Source organism: Oculatella sp. FACHB-28 (assembly GCF_014696015.1).
Taxonomy (GTDB): domain Bacteria; phylum Cyanobacteriota; class Cyanobacteriia; order Elainellales; family Elainellaceae; genus JAAUTN01.
Genome location: NZ_JACJPJ010000041.1, coordinates 1 through 18,532 on the forward strand (window position 1 = coordinate 1; position 18,532 = coordinate 18,532).

Consider the following 18,532-nt stretch of genomic DNA (forward strand, 5'->3'; position numbering starts at 1 on the left):
CTGCCTGGTAAACTTAGTCTGTGGCTTGATCGCCTACTGCCACCAACCCAAGAAGCCCTCCCTGCTCATTGACACTGCTCTGCCTGCGTTTGCTTAAGCCGAATTGACGTTAAATAGAGTGACACAGTGAGAAAAGCGGGTGACAGTTGACAATTTGGAATTGAACTGACGTGAGCTACATCTATTCCCCAGCATGATGCAGGTATTAATTGCTGCGTGATTAGCAGTGTGGCGAAGCTACGCTACCATTCACGCTTCACAACGTGCTTTACGTAGGAATTGATTTAAACGCTGCAAACCGCAAGCAATTGAATCGATCGTTTATAGCCACAATTCCGCTATACATATTCTTTTGGGTGAGCGTCGGAGTATGTCGTTTCAACCAGACCGATTGATTGAGCTAAAACTAGTAACTCAAGCCCAAGCAGAATTATTGCAAGGTCTGGAAACCTGGTTGAGCCTTGACTTGATTTCTGCTGATGATATCGAGCTGACGCTCCTTTTAGGGAAAGTTCCAACTCGGTCAGAGCTATCTCAGCCAGCCATTCAGCTTGACTTTAGCACTCAGATTTCGCCTCAAAAGCTGCTGGAAGGATTAGACGCATGGCATCGCTTAGGGTTGCTGTCAGGTCAGGTTGAGGTAAAGCTTTCATGCTTGGCTCACTCCAATCTGCTTAAGGGGTTAGAGGTTTTGCTAGAGCTAGGGCTACTCTCTGAAACCCAGGTTAAGGCGTTGGGTCAGGCAAATCTTGCCTGCGATTTACAGAAGGCGGATTTACAGAAGGCAGATTTACAGAAGGCGGAGGCAGATGATTTTGCGCCGCTTGCCCCTCCTCAACCTGTGAAATCGCGAAAACCCGCCCCTACCCCAAAGCCACCTGAACCTGCTGCGCCTGGTCTAGTCGCACAAATGCTGCATTCGCTGATGGCGGAACTCAGCGTCCTGTGGCTATTGCTGCTAGGGATGTTTTTGGTGGTGGTTTCCTCTGGCGTGTTGGCAGCTAGTCAGTGGCAGCGATTCCCGGCAGCGGGACAGTACGGCATTTTGTTGTTTTACACGCTGGGCTTTTGGGGTGCGAGCATTTGGGCAGGAAAGCAGCAAAACTTACGGCTAACGGCTCAGGCGCTACGGGTGGTGAGTCTGCTGTTGCTGCCCGTGAACTTTTTAGCGATGGATAGCTTTGGGTTGTGGAGAAGCTTGCTGGGAGCAGGAATTGCAGCGATCGCCACTCTCACCCTCACCGCGCTCACAATCTACCATTTCCGGGCAAATCGTCAGGACCCCCAGCAGACTCAACTGACATTGGCAAACCATCTGGGGCTAAGTTACTTGCACTGGGGCTGGGGGTTACCTGGATTTGCCCTGATTGCTGTCTATGCGGGCGTGATCGCAACAGCGGCGATTACTTTGCTTCAACGTCGCCAAGAAACTTCACTAGAGCGTCCGTTCCGTCCATTCAGCCTGAATCGAGCGCTGATTGTTTATGCCCTGGCAATTTTGCTGATTCGAGCGATCTTCATTGCTGAGGTAGAAGTTGAGCGTCTGGGTTTAGCGGTCGGCATCTGCGGCTTCTTGCTAGCATGGCTAGCTCGGCAGGAAATTGCTCAATCGGGGCGATCGCCCCTCTCCCCGATTCCCTCTCCTCCTCCCTTTCAACCCGCAACCTGGGAAAGTATTGGAGGAATTTTGTTGGGGCTAGGCTGGCTAATCTCAGTTGGATCAGTTCCCTGGCAGGCACTTGGAGTCAGCGGACTGGGGCTATGGTTCTTTGGCGATCGCCTCTACCGTTTTCGACACCGCCGCGATCTGGTGTTCCTGTTCCTAATTGGGTTACAGATGCACTGGCTGGCTTGGCGGTTGCTGCCCTTGGTTGTGCAGCAGCAAGCTGTAACACTAGCAACACAGCTTACCGGAACTCAATCTAACCCTGATGTGCTGCTCTGCCTGGGACTGTTTCCTTACTTAGTCTTAACGGTCGTAACAGCAGATTGGCTAGACCGCCGACAGCAGCGAAATTTGACAGCCTGCGCCGATCAAATTGCCATTGGGTCTGGGGTAGTGCTGCTGTTGCTGAGCTTGTTTAGCCCCATCCTCAGAACGATAACCTTTGCGCTTTCTACCTCGACGTTAGCGATCGCCAATCACCAGCGCTGGAGCAGAGGCAGTGCTCTCCTCTCTTTGCCAGAAAGCGCTAAAGTCAGCGAACTCATCCGCATCGGTAGCGCAACTTCTGGACCGTTACCCTCTACCTCCTCCCGATCCACGCCTCCATCCTTTCTCGCCTCGCACCGCTCCTTGTCTTATCTAATCCACTTGGGAGGACTAGCTACCGTTCTGTCGGCTGTTGACTGGATTCTACCGACGCTGAATCTAGGCTTCTGGGCAGGCATTTTGCTAGTGCTGTCAGTCAGTGAACTGGTGCTGAGCTTGGGAATTCACACCACAAATCGGCGGAGTGGGGAAGGAAATAGGAATTGGGCGATCGCCTTCTGGACGCAAAACCGCCCCAATCGACTTCATTCTGCCTACCCGCCTGCACTCTGGCGACAAAGTTTTTGGACATTCGGTTTCATCTTGGCAGCTTTGAGCTTTGGACTCTTCTGGTTAAACAATCTTTTGCTGTCGGGTGCAGAGACAAGCTTTGGGCAACACGGGGTCAGTCCAAAAGGGTGGGGAATGCTCTGGCTAGTAGTGCCACTGTCTCTCACTTGGATTGCCAGTCTCACCCGTCCGCCCCATCGTCAAACGGCAAGTTGGGCTGGCGTTTGGACAGTAATGTTGGTTCAGGTGCTAACCCTGCCGTTGCCTACGCTTCGACTGATTGGATTGGGACTGGCAACCGGGCTAATGGTGCTGCACACGCGCACTTTGCGGCATTTAACTGCTGCTGCGATCGCCGTTGGCTTTGGCTTGGGGTTTGTCGTGACGCTCCTAGCAGAAGGATTGCCCGGATTTCCGCAGCTTTCGGCACGAGACTGGCTGCTAGTGGTAGCGATTCTGCTGACCGTGCTTTGGGTCTGGCGCAGTGTCCTGTTGCGCCGTCTAACCCCATTGTCCCAGCTTTACGCCAGAGCAACGGATGGATGGGCGATCGCCCTCTACCTAATTGAATTACTCTGCCTCACCTTTGACTCGCTCGGTGTTTATTGGGATCTCTTGCCTGCCTCTGTCTTGGCGATTAGCTCCGTTGCGGTGATACTGGGGGCGATCGCCTACCGAAGCTGGCAAAATCCCACTAATTGGGCAATTTACGGCTTTGGCTGGGGTTTAGAAGTTCTAACGATTGAAACTTTGGGATTAACGGGTCGCTCTATAGCGGCACTGGCGATCGCCAATCTGGCGTTAGGGTTAGCCTCCCAACTGGTTGGTGACTGGTGGAATCGCCGCTCTGATAACCGTCAAATTCTCAGCAGTTGGCACGTCATGCCGCTTGTCTACGGAGCATTAGGTGCAACTCTGCGTTGGGGAATTGTTGAAGACTGGACAGGCTTAAGCACGCTGGGTCTATCGCTGATTGCCATTGGCGTAGGTCGCCGCAAGGAATCCTTTAAGCCGCTGATCTATCTAGCGTTAGCAGGTCTGTTTGCTTCGGGCTGCGAGATTCTGCTCTACCAGGTTGCTGGACTCAGAGCCGGGGATCAACTCGTGGCGATCGCTGCCCTCGCAACCAGTTTCGTCTACGTCTACCGCATTCTGACTCCGTGGCTGATTCCCTTCCTCCGGCTGAATGCAGACGAGCTAGAAACAGTTGCTCACCTGCATTGGGCGTTAGGCAGCATTTTCCTGGTTGCCGCAACTCAACACCCAGTCTCAACCTACGATCTGCTAGCAGTGGGAACGGGAATATTCCTTGTGCGCTATGCCCTTGCTCAAGGACGCATTCAGGACAATCCTAGAGACGCTGACGGTTGGGTTTACGCAGGCATCTTAGAAGCAGTGGGAATTGCGGTGTACGGACTCACGCTATTGCCCGACGATCTGCTAGCTCAAATCTTGCCCTGGCGTGGGGCGATCGCCACTCTTTTCGCCTGCATCCTGCACCTGTTGCCCTGGCAGGAATGGGGTTGGCGATCGCAACCCTGGCAGCGATCGGCATACGTTTTACCCCTGGCGGCTTTGATCTTGAGCAATGCCAGCATTCAGCCGCTTAGTTTAGTCATTGCTGCAGCGGGTTATCTTTTATTTGCCCAAACCCAGCACCAGATTCGCCTGACGTATCTCAGCTTGCTGTTAGTGGAATGGGCGATCGCCCTCTGGCTAACTGACACTCAGCGCACCTTTGACTTGCTCTATCCCAGCCTGGTTGGGCTATTTACTCTTTATGTCGCTCAAGTTGACCCAGACCTAAAGCACCCAAACGCGCATCGCCTGCGCCACCTCTTGCAAACGCTGGGATCGGGCATCATTTGCCTATTTGCCCTGCTGTTTCATCACCAAACGGGAATCTTGCCCAGTATCATCAGCTTAGTGACACTTTTCGCAGGACTTTCCCTGCGCGTCCGAGCATTCCTTTACGTCGGAACGATTATCTTCCTGGTCAATGCCTTTTACCAACTGGTCATTCTGATCTTTGACTACCCGCTGCTAAAGTGGATCGTTGGCTTAATGGTCGGAATCGCCTTTATTTGGCTAGCTGCCAACTTTGAAACTCGTCGCAGTCAGCTTGGTTCCTTCTTGAGAAACTGGTTTACCGACTTGCAGGGATGGCAGTAGCTGCAAGTCATAAACCGCTACCACCCCCCTTCATGTCAATCAATTTCAGCAACACCAACTCCGTTTGGGCATCGGTTTTCGTGGAAACGCTCAGCCGACTAGGACTCAAAACAGCAATCATCTGTCCGGGATCACGCTCCACCCCCTTAACACTAGCCTTTGCAGCACATCAGGATATTGAGGCGATCGCCATTCTAGACGAACGTTCCGCTGCTTTCTTTGCTTTAGGAATTGCTCGCAAATCCGGTTTACCCGTCGTCCTGGTCTGCACCTCCGGCACCGCAGGCGCAAACTTCTACCCTGCCGTGATTGAAGCCAGAGAAAGCCGCGTCCCACTGCTCATTCTCACTGCCGATCGCCCTCCCGAACTGCGCGAGTGCAACGCCGGTCAAACCATTGACCAACAAAAACTCTACGGCACTTTCCCAAACTGGTACAGCGAAATCACTCTCCCCTCGCTGGAGCTAGACATCCTCGCCTACCTCCGCCAAACGACCCTGTACGCCTGGGAAAAAACCCTTTACCCTATCCCCGGACCCGTCCACCTCAACCAACCCTTCCGCGATCCCCTCGCTCCCCTTCCTCAAGCCGCCCCCCAATCGCTTCAAGCTCAGTTCCCAAAAAACTTCTTTGCGGCCCTTACTCCCTTACTCCTCAACCCTAATCCCCAAACCTCAATCCCCAAACCTCAGTCTTCAAAAGGCATCTTGATCGCTGGAATTGCACAACCTCACTCGCCCCGACGTTACTGTGAAGCGATCGCCCACCTCGCTAAGACCCTGGGCTTTCCCGTTCTGGCAGAAGGGCTATCGCCGGTGCGAAACTACGCCGACCTCAACCCCTACCTAATTTCCACCTACGACCTGATCTTGAGGAATTCGCAGTTTGCCGAAAAACTCACTCCAGAACTGGTGATTCGCATTGGAGAAATGCCCACCAGTAAAGAATTGCGTCAGTGGTTAGCAAAAACCCAACCCACCCAGTGGGTCGTGGATGAGAGCGATCGCAACCTCGATCCGACTCACGGCAGAACCACCCATCTACGCTGTTCCGTTGAACAATTTGCCGCAGGACTACACCAGGAATCCACTCCGCCCAACTCCTACCTTGACCATTGGCTTACAGCCGAAACTCAGGTCAGACAAACTCTGGATAAAACCTTAAGCCAGACGGAATCCTTATTTGAAGGAAAAGTTGCCTGGTTGCTGTCGCGCTGTTTACCTGAAGGCACTCCTTTATTCATCGCCAACAGTATGCCCGTGCGAGATGTGGAATGGTTTTGGCAACCCGGAAACCGCCACATTCAGCCCTGGTTTAACCGAGGTGCAAATGGCATTGACGGAACGCTTTCCACTGCTCTAGGAGTGGCTCATCGTCACCAGAGCAGCGTGTTACTCACTGGAGATCTGGCGCTGCTGCATGACACCAACGGCTTTTTGATCTCTCGTAAGTTTATTGGACATCTCACCATCGTGCTAATCAATAACGACGGTGGCGGCATTTTTGAGATGTTGGCGATCGCCCAATTTGACCCACCCTTTGAAGAATTCTTTGCGGTTCCCCAGTCCATCCACTTCAGCCAACTTTGTGCCACCTATGGTGTTGAACATGAACTAATTCAGTGCTGGGAACAGTTGCAGCAGCGGTTAAGCTTTCTTCCCGAAACGGGTATCCGAGTTTTAGAAGTGCAAACCGATCGCAAAATCGACTCAGCTTGGAGAAAAGAACATCTGGGGCAGTTTGCAGCAGAACTGTAGATCATCTTGGAGATCATTCAACACTTCGGAGTAATCCTTGCTCTAACACCAGATCTACCCCTAATGTTTTGTATCCCGCATCGTCAAAAAGGATAACCATTTTGTCTCCCTCGTAGCGCATCACCATTCCCTCACCAAGTGACTGGTGTTTCACACGACTGTTAAGTGGAAAGGGTTGTTTTGCATCTTCAATGGTGATTCCGGCTTCGCAGCGATCGCACTTCCCACAAGGCGCATCAAACTCTTCCCCGAAGTAGTTGAGCATATATTTGCGCCGACAGTCTTGTACTTCGGCGTAACCACGCATCATTTCTAGCCGCGATCGCTCATACTGTTGATGACGCTCTTGCACCTCAATCGCTTCTGCTGCAACCTGGTCTAAATTGAGAGGTTCGGTTGCAGTAACTTCCCCAGAAGGGAGAATGGCGATCGCATCCACGGCTTCTAAATGTCCCAAGGCCGTCTGCACCTTGGATTTAGAGAGATTAGTTTGAGTTTTTAGCGTCTTCAAATCAATGGGTTCCTTCTGCGCTTGAACCACAGTCGCAACTTGTTCTACTTGCTCCAGGTCAATTTGTCCACTGCTGGCAAAGAAGCGGCGCAGATTCAAATCATCCGGGTGATAAAACAAGATTGCTTTTGCAGACTCACCATCCCGCCCTGCCCGACCAATCTCCTGATAGTAAGCATCGACTGAATCGCTGATACTGTGGTGAAACACAAAACGCACGTTTGGCTTATCCACACCCATACCAAAAGCAGTCGTCGCAACAATGACTTCTGCCTCATCTCCCATAAAGGCAATTTGTGCTGCTTCCCGATCTTTTGCTTTCATGCCAGCGTGGTAAAAGATGGCATTAATGTTTTGCGCCTGAAGTAACTCCGCAACTTCTTCTGCCTGTTTGCGAGTTGCAGCGTAGACGATACCGGGCTTCTCAGCTTTCACGACTGCTTTAATGAGTGCCTGCTGTTTCTCACTTTTGTCTTCAAACCGCAATGCTCCTAGCCAAATATTGGGGCGGTCGAATCCTTGCACCACAATGTGCGGATCGCGCATCTCCAAACGCTCAACAATCTCTGCTCGCACGGGTGGTGCAGCCGTTGCAGTAAGTGCTAACACCAGTGGATGATCTAACGCTTCAACAAGAGTGCCTAACCGCAGATAGTCAGGGCGAAAGTCATGTCCCCACTCACTAATACAGTGAGCTTCATCGACCACAAATAGAGAAGGTTTAACTGCCTGTAGCTTCTCCAAAGTTTCTGGATTGTTGAACTGTTCTGGAGCCAAAAACATAAACTCCAAATCGCCTTTTTCCAGGTCTTCAAAGGCTTCAGTGCGATCGCTCGCTTTCATCGTAGAGTTTACCTGAATCGCACCGCCCACATCCTGTGCTTCTATTGCATCTACTTGATCTTGTTGCAACGCAATCAAAGGCGAAATCACCACCGTTGCACCCGGAGTCAACAGTGCTGCAATCTGATAAATTGCAGACTTCCCTGACCCCGTTGGCATCACCGCCAGCGTATCGTGACCGTTGAGCAAAGCCTGAATTGCCGTCTCTTGCCCACCCCGCAACGTCTCATAGCCAAACCGCTCCTTGGCAACCCGCCGCACTCGCTGAACATCCTTTTTGCTTGCCATCGTTCCCTTTCCTGTACGGATTGCCTTTGAGAAATTGCTATAGACGAAAGTAACGAGTGTCGCTGTAGCAATCCGTCTGTCTAGAGATATGGCTTTAAGATGAGATTCTGAAGACACCAATAGAGAGTTCAGGATAGACGTGACGGAAGCTAAAAACAGGGAAACTGCCGATATTTTGATTCTTTCAAATGGGCCAGGCGAGTTAACAACCTGGGTGCGACCTGTGGTGAAGGCGTTACGGCAACAGTTGGGTAAACGTGACGAGGTAAGAATCTCACTAGTCTTATCCCCCTGTCCTAATGCCAGCGGTCGAGAAGTGGCGATCGCCCAACGCTACCGTGAAATCGATCGCATTCAAGCCGCCGAACACTTTTTCCCGTTTTTGCTCTGGGGCAAAACTACCGAAAACTGGGACTGGCGCGATCACGGTGTGGTCGTATTTCTGGGTGGCGATCAGTTCTTCCCGGTGGTGATTGGCAAACGCTTAGGCTACCGCACCGTCATTTATGGAGAATGGGATACCCGCTGGCACCGCTGGATCGATCGCTTTGGGGTAATGAAACCGGAGCTAATTGACCGGGCATCCCCTCAATATGCTGACAAATTTACCGTTGTAGGGGATTTGATGGCAGATACGGCAACCGTCAGGAATTTACCTTTGCCAGAGAGTATCTTATCCCAAGCCCCCAACCCCCTAAGTGCTTTAAAGGTTGATTCTTCGGACGCTTCGTCCACTAACAATCAACTTTTAAAACACTCCCCAGAGACAGAGCTAATTGGAATGTTACCTGGGTCAAAGGCAGCAAAGCTGGCTCAAGGTGTACCGCTAGCATTGGCGATCGCTCGTCACTTGCACGCTGCCCGTCCCCAAACCCGGTTTGTCATTCCGGTTGCGCCCACTCTGGAACTGCAAACCCTGGCTCGATTTGCTGACCCTCAGCAAAACCCGGTCATTCACCAGTTGGGTAACGTATCGGCTGAACTAATTACCAGCCAGGGTCAACCTTTCCTCAAGACTTCGGATGGACTACGGATCGAGCTATACACCGATTCGCCTGCTTATGATTTGTTGACCCAATGTCGCCTTTGCCTGACCACCGTAGGAGCCAACACAGCAGAACTGGGTTCATTGGCAGTGCCCATGATTGTGTTGTTACCCACCCAGCAACTCGATGCAATGCGAGCCTGGGATGGCTTACCCGGATTGCTGGCTAATCTGCCGGGAGTCGGGTCCGCTTTCGCCAAACTGATCAACTGGCTATTTTTGCGGAAATCTCGACTGTTGGCATGGCCCAACATTTGGGCAGGGGAAGCCATTGTGCCTGAACTGGTCGGACAACTTCAGCCCCAGCAAATTGCTGACCTTGCGCTTGATCTGCTCACCCATCCTAAGAAGTTAGAGCAAATGCGCGATCGCCTGCGTCAAAGTCGAGGCACATCGGGTGCAGCAAGCAAACTAGCAGCCTTAGTGATTGAGGAACTGAATCAAGATTGAGGAACTGAATCAAGGGAGATCATCAAACCTTCCGTAAGTCAGAAGACAGATTTGGAACAGGCAGGGTAAGTTACGATTCTAAACAAAACTATCAGGACAAGCCTGTGGTTCCTCTACGTGACGATAATCCAACACAAATCACTCCATACGTAACCTACGGGCTGATTCTGCTCAATATCCTGGTTTTTTTCTATGAAGCTAGCCTATCGCCACCTGCGCTAGAAGCATTTTTTCGAGGATGGGCAGTCGTCCCCGCAGAACTGACCGCAAGCTTTCAAGGACAAGCCACTTCTGCTACTGGACCTGAGTGGCTCACACTGATTACATCCCAATTTCTGCATGGCGGTTTCCTCCACTTGGGGGGCAACATGCTTTATCTGTGGATCTTTGGCAACAACGTTGAAGAGCGGTTGGGACGAGTCAAATACCTTATCTTTTATCTACTGTGCGGTATTCTGGCTTCTCTAGCACAGTGGTATTTTGCTCAAGGGTCTAACATTCCCTCTCTTGGAGCCAGTGGGGCGATCGCAGGTGTAATGGGAGCTTACATTCTTAGATTCCCTCAAGCTAAAGTGCTAACGCTGATTCCCCTCGGCTTTTTGCTGTACCCAATTCGCATTCCGGCCCTCTTTTTCCTGGGAATCTGGTTTGGGCAGCAGGCGCTTTATGGTTTAGTTAGCCTCAATGCCCCCACCAACATCGGCATGGAAAGCGGCGGCATTGCCTACTGGGCTCATGCCGGAGGATTTGTCGTAGGTGCAGTGTTAGGGCCATTATTTGGCTTGTTTAGCGATGCAGGCAAAGCTCCAGCCCGTCGCTATCGTTAAAGTCGATGCTTGAAAAGCAATGCTTGCAGTGTAACGCGGATCAGTATTAAGATTGTAGACTGTGTCGCATTAAGCTAAGTCATGCCTAAACTCAAAACTCGCAAAGCTGCTGCAAAGCGTTTTCGGCGCAGCGGCAGCGGTAAGCTGATGCGTCGGAAAGCATTCAAGAATCACATGCTTGAGCACAAGAACGCAAAGCGCAGAAGCCGTCTTTCTAAAATCTCGCTGGTTGACGAGCGTGATGCTGAAAACGTTGAACTGATGCTCCCCTATCTCTAGGGGTTAGGAGCTAGGGGCTAAGGGCTAGAAATGCTCTGAATCCTTAAGCTCACTTCCCACAACCGCCCCCAAGTATTTCGCGTACATCGATATCGATAAGGATTTCTAACAATGACAAGGGTTAAGCGCGGGAATGTGGCTCGTAAACGCCGCAATAAAATTCTGAAACTCGCTAAAGGGTTTCGCGGCTCCCATTCCAAGCTATTTCGGACTGCTAACCAGCAAGTAATGAAGGCATTGCGAAATGCCTATCGCGATCGCCGCAAGCGTAAGCGTGATTTTCGTCGGCTGTGGATTACTCGCATCAACGCAGCTGCTCGACTGCACGGTATGAGCTATAGCCAACTCATCGGTAATCTGAAGAAAGCGGATGTCCAGATTAACCGCAAGATGCTGGCACAAATGGCAATCCTCGATCCAGCAGGTTTTGGCAAAGTTGTTGAGGTAGCTGCGGCTCAAACTCAACGCAAGTCTGCTTAAGAACAAGACACTGTAGGGGCTTGGCAATGCTAAGCCCCTATCAATTTCAGACCTATTTCATTCTCAAGCCAGGTAGATTTCTACTGTGCGAAATCCGATTCTTCATCTCAGTCTTGGTCTTGGCTTGAGCATTGGGCTGATTGCAGGGAATTTTTGGGCTTCTCAGCTTGCTGAGGCAGCAGAGCTAGAAGAAATTCAGGAACGAGGCTACCTGATCGTAGCGGTGAAAGACAATGTGCCGCCGCTAGGGTTTAGAAACGAGGCAGGCGAGCTGGCAGGGCTGGAAGTTGATCTGGCTCGTCGATTAGCACAAGAGCTTTTAGGCAGTTCAGATGCGGTGGTGCTGCAACCTGTGGCAAATCAGGACCGGTTGGCTGCGGTGCTGCAAGGTGAAGTAGACATGGCGATCGCCAGAGTCACTGTTACCGCTTCTCGTTCCCGCATTATCGACTTCAGCCTTCCCTACTATTTGGATGGCACTGCTCTCATTACGCCAGATCCGGCTGTGCAGCAGTTTGCAGACTTGCGGGGGCAAACAATCGCCGTCCTCAATGGCTCCAGCACCATTTCTGTGGTGCGATCGCGCCTTCCTTCGGTGCGCCTGACGGGTGTTGAATCTTACGAAGCAGCTCAGTCTCAACTGGAATCGGGAGAAGCGATCGCTTTCGCCGCCGATGCTAGCGTTCTCAGCGGTTGGGTACAGGAAAATCCTGATTATCATTTGCTGCCGACGCTGCTATCAGCAGAAGCATTATCTGTCGTCATGCCCAGAGGCGTACAGTACGACGATTTGCGCCGCCGAGTAAATGAAGCGATCGCCCGCCTACACGAAGAAGGCTGGCTAGAGGAACGCGCTACTTACTGGGGACTGCCGTAGAAGACAACGTATAAATGGGTTTTCTTTTTCACCCCTCATCCCTCATCCTTCTGCTGTACCCTGAGAAAGTAAAGACAAAAGATTTTTCAGTTGATGGAAGGTTATGGACGATAGCATTCTTCCAGTTGTCTATCTCAGCATCCTGGTGGTTTTGCTGTTTGGTGCAGGCATAGCGCTGTTTCGCCAGGTGCTTAAAACTCGGCGGGTTGAAACCACGCTCTCACGATTGCAAAACAAACTTAACAAAGAGAAGGGCACTGCCCAGGAATATTACGAGTTAGGCAGCATTTTTCTCGATAAAAAGCTGTATTCGCAGGCGATCGCCCAGTTCCAGAAAGCCCTCAAAGCAAAAGACTTGGAACCGGGAGAGAATGCAGCGCTGGTGCTTAATGCGCTGGGGTTTACCTACGCGGCTCAAGAGCAGTATGACCTGGCAATTCGGCAATACAAAGATGCGCTAGAGCAAGACCCAGGGTACGTGACCGCCCTGAACAACATGGGCTTTGCTTATGAGAAAAAGCAGTTGATTGCCCAGGCAGTTGAAGCTTATGAGGCAGCCTTGGAGAGAGAGCCTAAAAATTCGATCGCCAAACGACGCGCTGAAGCCCTCAAAAAGCGGATTGCCTCACCTGCTTAAGTCTGGTCTGGCATAATCGTTGGTCATTCGCTCCCCATCCCAGCTCGCGGCTAGCGCCTGACCAATGACCCCAATTAACCATGATTCAAAATCAATCTGCACAACGCTCTAGTACCGTTGGGGCTGCACTGGTGATGCTTTCAGCCAGTGGGTTTGCGACGCTGCCAATCTTGGGAAAGTTTGCCTACGCAGATGGGCTTGATTTACCTAGCACTCTGTTTTGGCGATTTGCCGGAGCGGCGGTTGTGCTGTGGATGTGGATGCTATGGCGGGGCAATTGGCGATTGCCCGTGCAGCAAGCGATCGCCTCTACGCTTTTGGGGGCAATTGGGTTTGCGATCCAGTCAGGCTTGTTTTTTGCAGCGCTGAACTATGCGGGGGCAGGCATTACGTCGCTGCTGCTTTACACCTATCCGGCCTTTGTCACCCTGCTGGGCTGGAGGATAGAGGGCGATCGCCCCAGTTCTCCCCAGCTCGTTGCCCTGATGCTGGCGTTTGTTGGTTGCTTGCTGACCATTGATTTGAGTGGGGCAAGCGCTACACCAGTGGGGTTGGGATTAGCGATCGCATCTGGAGCGTGGTATGCCCTTTACCTGACTTTTAGTGCTCGCGTCATTCGTTCCGTTCCACCTGTCACCATGACTGCTTACCTATCAACAGGGGCAGGCATTTCGTTTATCAGTATTGCCTTGTTAGGAAGCGGGCTGGATTTTCCCTACAGTGTGCCATCAGGGCTGACCCTCACAGGCATTGTCCTGATTGCGACCGTCATTCCCATCATTAGTATATTTGAAGGAATTCGGCGACTCGGAACCTCTCAGGCTGCAATCCTTTCCACCTTAGAACCCATTGTTACAGTTCTGTTAGGCATTGCTTTTCTTAATGAAGCAATGTCAGTCAAGCAAATTCTTGGCGGCTTGCTGGTCATTTCCTCTGTCATTGTTCTACGGGCTTCTCCGCAAAAAAGTCCTGACAGTTAGATCAAATCCCGTACCAGCCCAACATAAATGCCCTGAATATCCACAAGAGAAACATTCACATCGGTGGGTGGATACATCGGGTTAGCGGGTTTCAGTGTCACAGTATTTAACTTGCGAAAAAAGCACTTTAAAGTTGTTTTTCCTTCAACTCTGGCTGCAACGATTGTGCCATTCTTAATTGCTTTTTGGTCAGAAAGCGGCTTCATAATGACGACATCACCGTTGTCAATCAATGCGCCAATCATGCTGTCTCCCCGCACTCTTAAAGCAAAACATTGAGAGACTTCGTAGACCGACATTCTTCTAAATTGCGGAAAACAGAAAAGGTTGATTCGTTCAACTTCCTGATCGGGAAAAACCTCGGTCAAACTGTGGGCTGAAATCGTTCCCCAAATTGGCACCATCCCCACTTTGGGAGAAAGCAGTTGATAGGCACGAGAATGGCTCCCGCTCCAGTCTAACCATCCTTTTTCTCGCAGCTTTTTCAAGTGATAGCGTACCGCAGACACAGATTTCCAGCCGATCGCCTCTCGCAACTGTCGAGTTGAGGGAGAATAGTTGTGCTGAAAAATATATTCTTCAAGCCAATCTAGAAGTCGCTGCTGAACTTCGGTGAGAGGTTCCATAGGGGTGTGCAAGACTAGAACATTTGCACTACTATACCTGTAATCTCAACTGATAATGCGGCTGAATCTGAAATTTTCGCTTCATTTTCTATAGCAAGGGTGATTCACCAAGGACGGGGGCGATCGCATAATACTCAATGGCTCGTTAACCTGGAATTTACTCAAAAAGAGGCTGCTGTGATTCATCCTGGTGTGACTAGAATTTTGCTGACTGGGGCGATCGCGCTAACGGGAATAACCCAAATAGCTTGGGCCATTCCACTCACCTCAACCCCGCAACAAGATTTGGCTCAGGTTGAAGTGAGCGAAGACAACAGTACACCCGCTGCCACACCTTCAGAAACGGCACCCAGCGACCTCAACGGAACTCAACTACTACTGACCGATCAAACAGAGCAATCTCCTGAGTTCTCGCAATTTTTGTCCCAGGTGCAGCAAGCAGTGCGCGATCGCAATGCCGACTTCATGCGCAGTATCATCACGCCTTACACCCTATTTGGAGACGATGGTGACTTGGTTCGATTTGAAAACTTTAACCTCGATAGCCCCACCGACCCTTTCTGGTTTTACATGGAGCGAGCCCTTTCAGACGGCTGTGTAATTGAAGCAAATAACTTACAGCCTGTTTGGGAAGCTGACCAAACCTGGCTCTGTCCCATTGCACTGTCTGCTTTTGATGCAGCACTCGCAGAACAGCTAGAGTTAGACCAACCCAGCATCACTCCTTACGAAGAACATGTCGTTGTAATTGGGCAAGACGTAAGTGTTCGCACCCAGCCCAATATCAACAGCCCTGTGATTCAAACCCTTTCAAATGAAATTGTGCGGTTAGATCGCCAAACCTTTCAGGCGGTTCCTTTCCAGTCACAAGCAGAAATCTTTAGCTTCAACAACCCCGTTGGCTGGATTCCAGTGATTTTGCCGGACGGGCAGAACGGCTACGTCTCTACTCAAAATGCCTACCAACCCATCGGTACACGAGTTACATTTGCTGAAGTGGAAGGCGTTCTGAAACTGCAAATGCTAACAATAGTTGATTAAAGTTAACTAAAATTTATTTATTGTTGTCCTATCGTGTAAATGCGCAGTTTAATAGCATAGGGTCATGGAGGAGGAGACACATCTTCCTTTTGCTTTTTAAAAATCAATCGCTATAGCTAGACGGAAATGACTGCATAGCAAATAAATTATGTAAAAGCAACACCAAGAAATTGCTATGGTTCATATTCCTGACTGCATGAGCGGCAGAGCGTTATTCTGGTTTTGGATTCAGTTTGTGACAGTAGATCAACAAGAGGCTGCAAGAAACAACTTTTTGCGGTTTGTGGTTTCTGTAGAGTTGATCGCCCAGTACCAACAGTGGATCGCCGCTGGCATAGATGCTGACGACTATGTTTTAGAGTCCACCAGAAGACAGCTAAACAAATACAATCAAACCTTGAGAACCCGCAGCCAAATCTTACGGGCTAAGAGCCGTCTTTACGTTGGTAAAAGTCAATTGCTCAGAGCGCGCAGCAAACAACTGGTTCAGAAGAATCAGTTGACGTAACTAAGTTGTCGCCGCAATTCTCATCTGCAGGTAGGCTCAGCAGCACCTAGAGAAGCATGAGATAGGTCAACGATTGAGTATGCGTGCAAAATCTGCGGTAAGATTAAAGGCTGCATAAAATCACCACGCCTGCCGCAAAGGAGATAACCCTATGGCTCGTATGTATTACGACGCTGACGCAAACTTAGACCTTTTATCTGGAAAAACTGTTGCCATCATTGGTTATGGCTCTCAAGGTCACGCTCACGCCCTCAACCTCAAAGACAGCGGCGTTAACGTCATCGTCGGTCTATATGCAGGGAGCCGTTCGGCAGCCAAGGCAGAGGCAGAGGGGCTAACTGTCAAACCAGTTGCAGATGCAGCCGCCGCAGCAGATTTCATTATGATCTTGCTGCCCGACGAAGTGCAAAAAACGGTTTATAAGCAAGAAATTGAGCCACATCTGACCGCTGGTAAAGTGCTGGCATTTGCTCATGGCTTTAACATTCACTTTGCTCAAGTGGTGCCTCCCGCTGATGTGGATGTAGTGATGGTCGCCCCCAAAGGCCCCGGACACTTAGTGCGGCGTACCTATGAGCAGGGAGAAGGTGTTCCCTGTCTGTTTGCTATCTATCAGGACGCAACGGGACAGGCTCGCGATCGCGCTATGGCCTACGCGAAAGGTGTCGGTGGCACCCGCGCCGGAATCCTGGAAACTACCTTTCGCGAAGAAACCGAAACTGACCTCTTTGGCGAACAGGTCGTGCTCTGTGGTGGCTTGAGTGCCCTCATCAAAGCCGGATTCGAAACCCTGGTTGAAGCTGGCTATCAGCCCGAGCTGGCGTATTTTGAATGCCTGCACGAGGTCAAACTAATCGTAGACCTGGTAGTTGAAGGCGGCTTAGCCAAAATGCGCGATAGCATCTCCAACACCGCTGAATACGGCGACTACACCCGTGGCCCACGCATCGTCACCGACGACACCCGCGCCGAAATGCGTCAAATTCTCAAAGAAATCCAAACTGGACAGTTTGCCCGCGAGTTTGTCCTAGAAAATCTCTCTGGCAAAGCTGGTTTTACCGCAATGCGTCGCCGCGAAGCTGAACACCCCATTGAAGAAGTGGGTAAGGATTTGCGTGCGATGTTTAGCTGGCTGAAGAAAGTGTAGAGAAACCAATTGAAAGGGTTGATTTTCGTGCTGCAAATCACACTAGAATCAACCCTTTCAAGCAGAATCTAATCCTCTAACACTGGACGTTTCTCACTCCACTGATTCACCGACTCGATCTGAGCTGCCAGGGCAATGATAGTGGCTTCGGCAGCAGGACGACCTACGATTTGTACGCCAACGGGTAAGCCTTCTGGAGTGAAGGTTGCGGGGATGGCGATCGCAGGCTGTCCAGTCGCGTTGAATGGCGGACAGGGCGCAATCCAGTGAATGATTCGCTGGAGCGTTTCTTCAGGAGTTAAGCTTGCAAATTCGCCGATGCGGATTGGGGGATGCAGGTAAACAGGCAATACCAACACGTCATAGTTTTCAAAAAAAGCAACGATGCGACGAGCGATCGTCTGCATTGCCCAGACTGCCCTTAAGTAGTCACCGCTGGAGTCATTGTGAGACAGCAGCCAGCGGTTAAATGAACCAAGCGCTTCAGCAGGAATACCTGACGCAGCAACACCTGCCCGCCAGACCACGCTAAATGGCTCAATCAAATCGCTGCAATCAGGACAGGCTTGCTCAACGGTATGACCTAATTCTTGAATGAGAGTAGCTGTTTCTAACACGGCTTGCTGTCCCACCGGATCAGCTTCCCCAATGGGATGAATTCCCGTACTGAAGGCGACTTTGAGCGGCTGAGCTAGTCCCTGCTGTGAGGTTTCGATGAATAGTGAACTGGGAGTCGGCAACCAGTAAGGGTCACCCGTTTCATAGCCTGCTATCACGTCCAGTAAGGCGGCTGCATCAGTGACAGTGCGGGCGAGCGGACCGTTAGTAGCAATGCCGCTTTGACAGTCGCCTACAGGCGCATAAGAAACTCGACCGCGTGACGGTTTGATGCCTACCAAGTTGCAGCAGGAGGCAGGACCCCGAATTGAGCCACCCCCATCAGAGCCTTGAGCAATCGAGCAGAACCCGCTGGCAATCGCCGCTGCTGCCCCACCACTTGACCCTCCTGGCGTGTAGTCTAAATTCCAGGGGTTGCGCGTCGGCGGGAACCCTTCCGGCTCCGTATAGGGAAGTGACCCTACCTCAGAAGCCGCCGTTTTGCCCAAAATAATGAATCCGGCTTGCTTCATTCGACTGACAACCGCTGCGTCATGGGTGGCAATCTGATCCTTGAGCATCGGGTTACCGTAGCTACAGGGTACACCCGCTAGCGCATTCAGGTCTTTAATTGCTGTGGGCACACCAAAAAAAGGCGGAAATTTTTCCTCTGGGTCTGCCTCAGCCAGCGCTTTAGTCTTAGCTTTTGCATCCTCTAGCGCCAAATCAGCAATCACCGTGAAATAGCTGCCAATCCGAGAATCTAGCCGTTCAATCCGCTCTAGATAAAGCTGCACCAGTTCTAGCGGCGAAACTTCCTTCTTACGAATTAATCGAGCCTGTTCAAGTGCAGGGGCAAATGCTAAATCAACTGGGTTCATAATCCTATCCACGAGTCCTGATGCTGACTTTATCAGCGAATGGT

Annotated in this window: 15 protein-coding genes and 1 pseudogene; 13 read left to right on the plus strand and 3 right to left on the minus strand. The window is 51.0% G+C overall.

What is annotated here, in order from left to right:
• The 3 genes and pseudogenes from H6F88_RS33140 to menD form a co-directional block, all read left to right on the plus strand.
• A pseudogene (locus H6F88_RS33140) lies at nt 1-97 on the plus strand (IS982 family transposase); the annotation flags it as partial.
• A 273-nt stretch (nt 98-370) separates the two neighbouring features.
• Nucleotides 371-4,714 carry a DUF2157 domain-containing protein gene (locus tag H6F88_RS04890; RefSeq protein WP_190641631.1) on the plus strand — a complete coding sequence of 1,448 codons (4,344 nt, stop codon included), beginning with the start codon at nt 371-373 and terminating at the stop codon, nt 4,712-4,714.
• A gap of 32 nt (nt 4,715-4,746) precedes the next feature.
• A complete protein-coding gene (gene menD / locus H6F88_RS04895; protein ID WP_190641857.1) occupies nt 4,747-6,471 on the plus strand; it encodes a 2-succinyl-5-enolpyruvyl-6-hydroxy-3-cyclohexene-1-carboxylic-acid synthase in 1,725 nt (574 codons plus the stop codon).
• Nucleotides 6,472-6,484: 13 nt separating this feature from the next.
• Here the strand turns inward: menD and H6F88_RS04900 are convergent, their stop codons facing one another.
• Nucleotides 6,485-8,113 (minus strand): ATP-dependent DNA helicase RecQ, encoded by a 1,629-nt coding sequence (locus tag H6F88_RS04900; protein WP_190641632.1) that lies wholly within the window; start codon nt 8,111-8,113, stop codon nt 6,485-6,487.
• A gap of 139 nt (nt 8,114-8,252) precedes the next feature.
• Here H6F88_RS04900 and H6F88_RS04905 point away from each other — a divergent pair, with 139 nt between their 5' ends.
• The 7 genes from H6F88_RS04905 (at nt 8,253) to H6F88_RS04935 (ending at nt 13,688) form a co-directional block, all read left to right on the plus strand.
• The gene (locus H6F88_RS04905) at nt 8,253-9,608 is read left to right on the plus strand and encodes a lipid-A-disaccharide synthase (protein ID WP_190641633.1); all 1,356 of its coding nucleotides are present in this window, start codon (nt 8,253-8,255) and stop codon (nt 9,606-9,608) included.
• Nucleotides 9,609-9,712: 104 nt separating this feature from the next.
• On the plus strand, nt 9,713-10,435 hold the full coding sequence (locus H6F88_RS04910; protein ID WP_190641634.1) for a rhomboid family intramembrane serine protease: 723 nt from the start codon (nt 9,713-9,715) through the stop codon (nt 10,433-10,435).
• 81 nt (nt 10,436-10,516) lie between these two features.
• Nucleotides 10,517-10,714, plus strand: coding sequence for a 50S ribosomal protein L35 (rpmI, locus tag H6F88_RS04915; RefSeq protein ID WP_190641635.1), 198 nt, complete (start codon nt 10,517-10,519; stop codon nt 10,712-10,714).
• Between the two features lie 111 nt (nt 10,715-10,825).
• Nucleotides 10,826-11,194, plus strand: coding sequence for a 50S ribosomal protein L20 (gene rplT, locus H6F88_RS04920; RefSeq protein ID WP_190641636.1), 369 nt, complete (start codon nt 10,826-10,828; stop codon nt 11,192-11,194).
• 124 nt (nt 11,195-11,318) lie between these two features.
• On the plus strand, nt 11,319-12,071 hold the full coding sequence (locus H6F88_RS04925) for a transporter substrate-binding domain-containing protein (protein ID WP_199333465.1): 753 nt from the start codon (nt 11,319-11,321) through the stop codon (nt 12,069-12,071).
• A gap of 103 nt (nt 12,072-12,174) precedes the next feature.
• Nucleotides 12,175-12,708, plus strand: a complete 534-nt coding sequence (locus H6F88_RS04930) for a tetratricopeptide repeat protein (RefSeq protein ID WP_190641637.1) — start codon at nt 12,175-12,177, stop codon at nt 12,706-12,708.
• Between the two features lie 80 nt (nt 12,709-12,788).
• The gene (locus H6F88_RS04935; protein WP_190641638.1) at nt 12,789-13,688 is read left to right on the plus strand and encodes an EamA family transporter; all 900 of its coding nucleotides are present in this window, start codon (nt 12,789-12,791) and stop codon (nt 13,686-13,688) included.
• On the opposite strand, the gene lexA is transcribed toward H6F88_RS04935, so the two are convergent.
• Complete coding sequence (lexA, locus tag H6F88_RS04940) at nt 13,685-14,314, minus strand: transcriptional repressor LexA (protein WP_190641639.1); 630 nt, start codon at nt 14,312-14,314, stop codon at nt 13,685-13,687. The two genes, H6F88_RS04935 and lexA, sit on opposite strands and share 4 nt — an antisense overlap.
• A 99-nt stretch (nt 14,315-14,413) precedes the next feature.
• On the opposite strand from lexA, the gene H6F88_RS04945 reads away from it, so the two are divergent.
• The 3 genes from H6F88_RS04945 to ilvC all read left to right on the plus strand — a co-directional run bounded on the left by H6F88_RS04945 (nt 14,414) and on the right by ilvC (nt 17,010).
• Nucleotides 14,414-15,355: an SH3 domain-containing protein gene (locus tag H6F88_RS04945; protein WP_190641640.1), complete on the plus strand. Its 942-nt coding sequence runs from the start codon at nt 14,414-14,416 to the stop codon at nt 15,353-15,355.
• 175 nt (nt 15,356-15,530) lie between these two features.
• Entirely contained in the window at nt 15,531-15,863 is a 333-nt protein-coding gene (locus tag H6F88_RS04950) for a hypothetical protein (RefSeq protein ID WP_190641641.1), read from the plus strand.
• Nucleotides 15,864-16,014: 151 nt separating this feature from the next.
• A complete protein-coding gene (ilvC, locus tag H6F88_RS04955) occupies nt 16,015-17,010 on the plus strand; it encodes a ketol-acid reductoisomerase (protein ID WP_190641642.1) in 996 nt (331 codons plus the stop codon).
• A gap of 68 nt (nt 17,011-17,078) precedes the next feature.
• Here ilvC and H6F88_RS04960 read toward each other — a convergent pair whose 3' ends face one another.
• Nucleotides 17,079-18,488, minus strand: coding sequence for an amidase (locus H6F88_RS04960; RefSeq protein ID WP_190641643.1), 1,410 nt, complete (start codon nt 18,486-18,488; stop codon nt 17,079-17,081).
• Nucleotides 18,489-18,532: the final 44 nt, after the last annotated feature.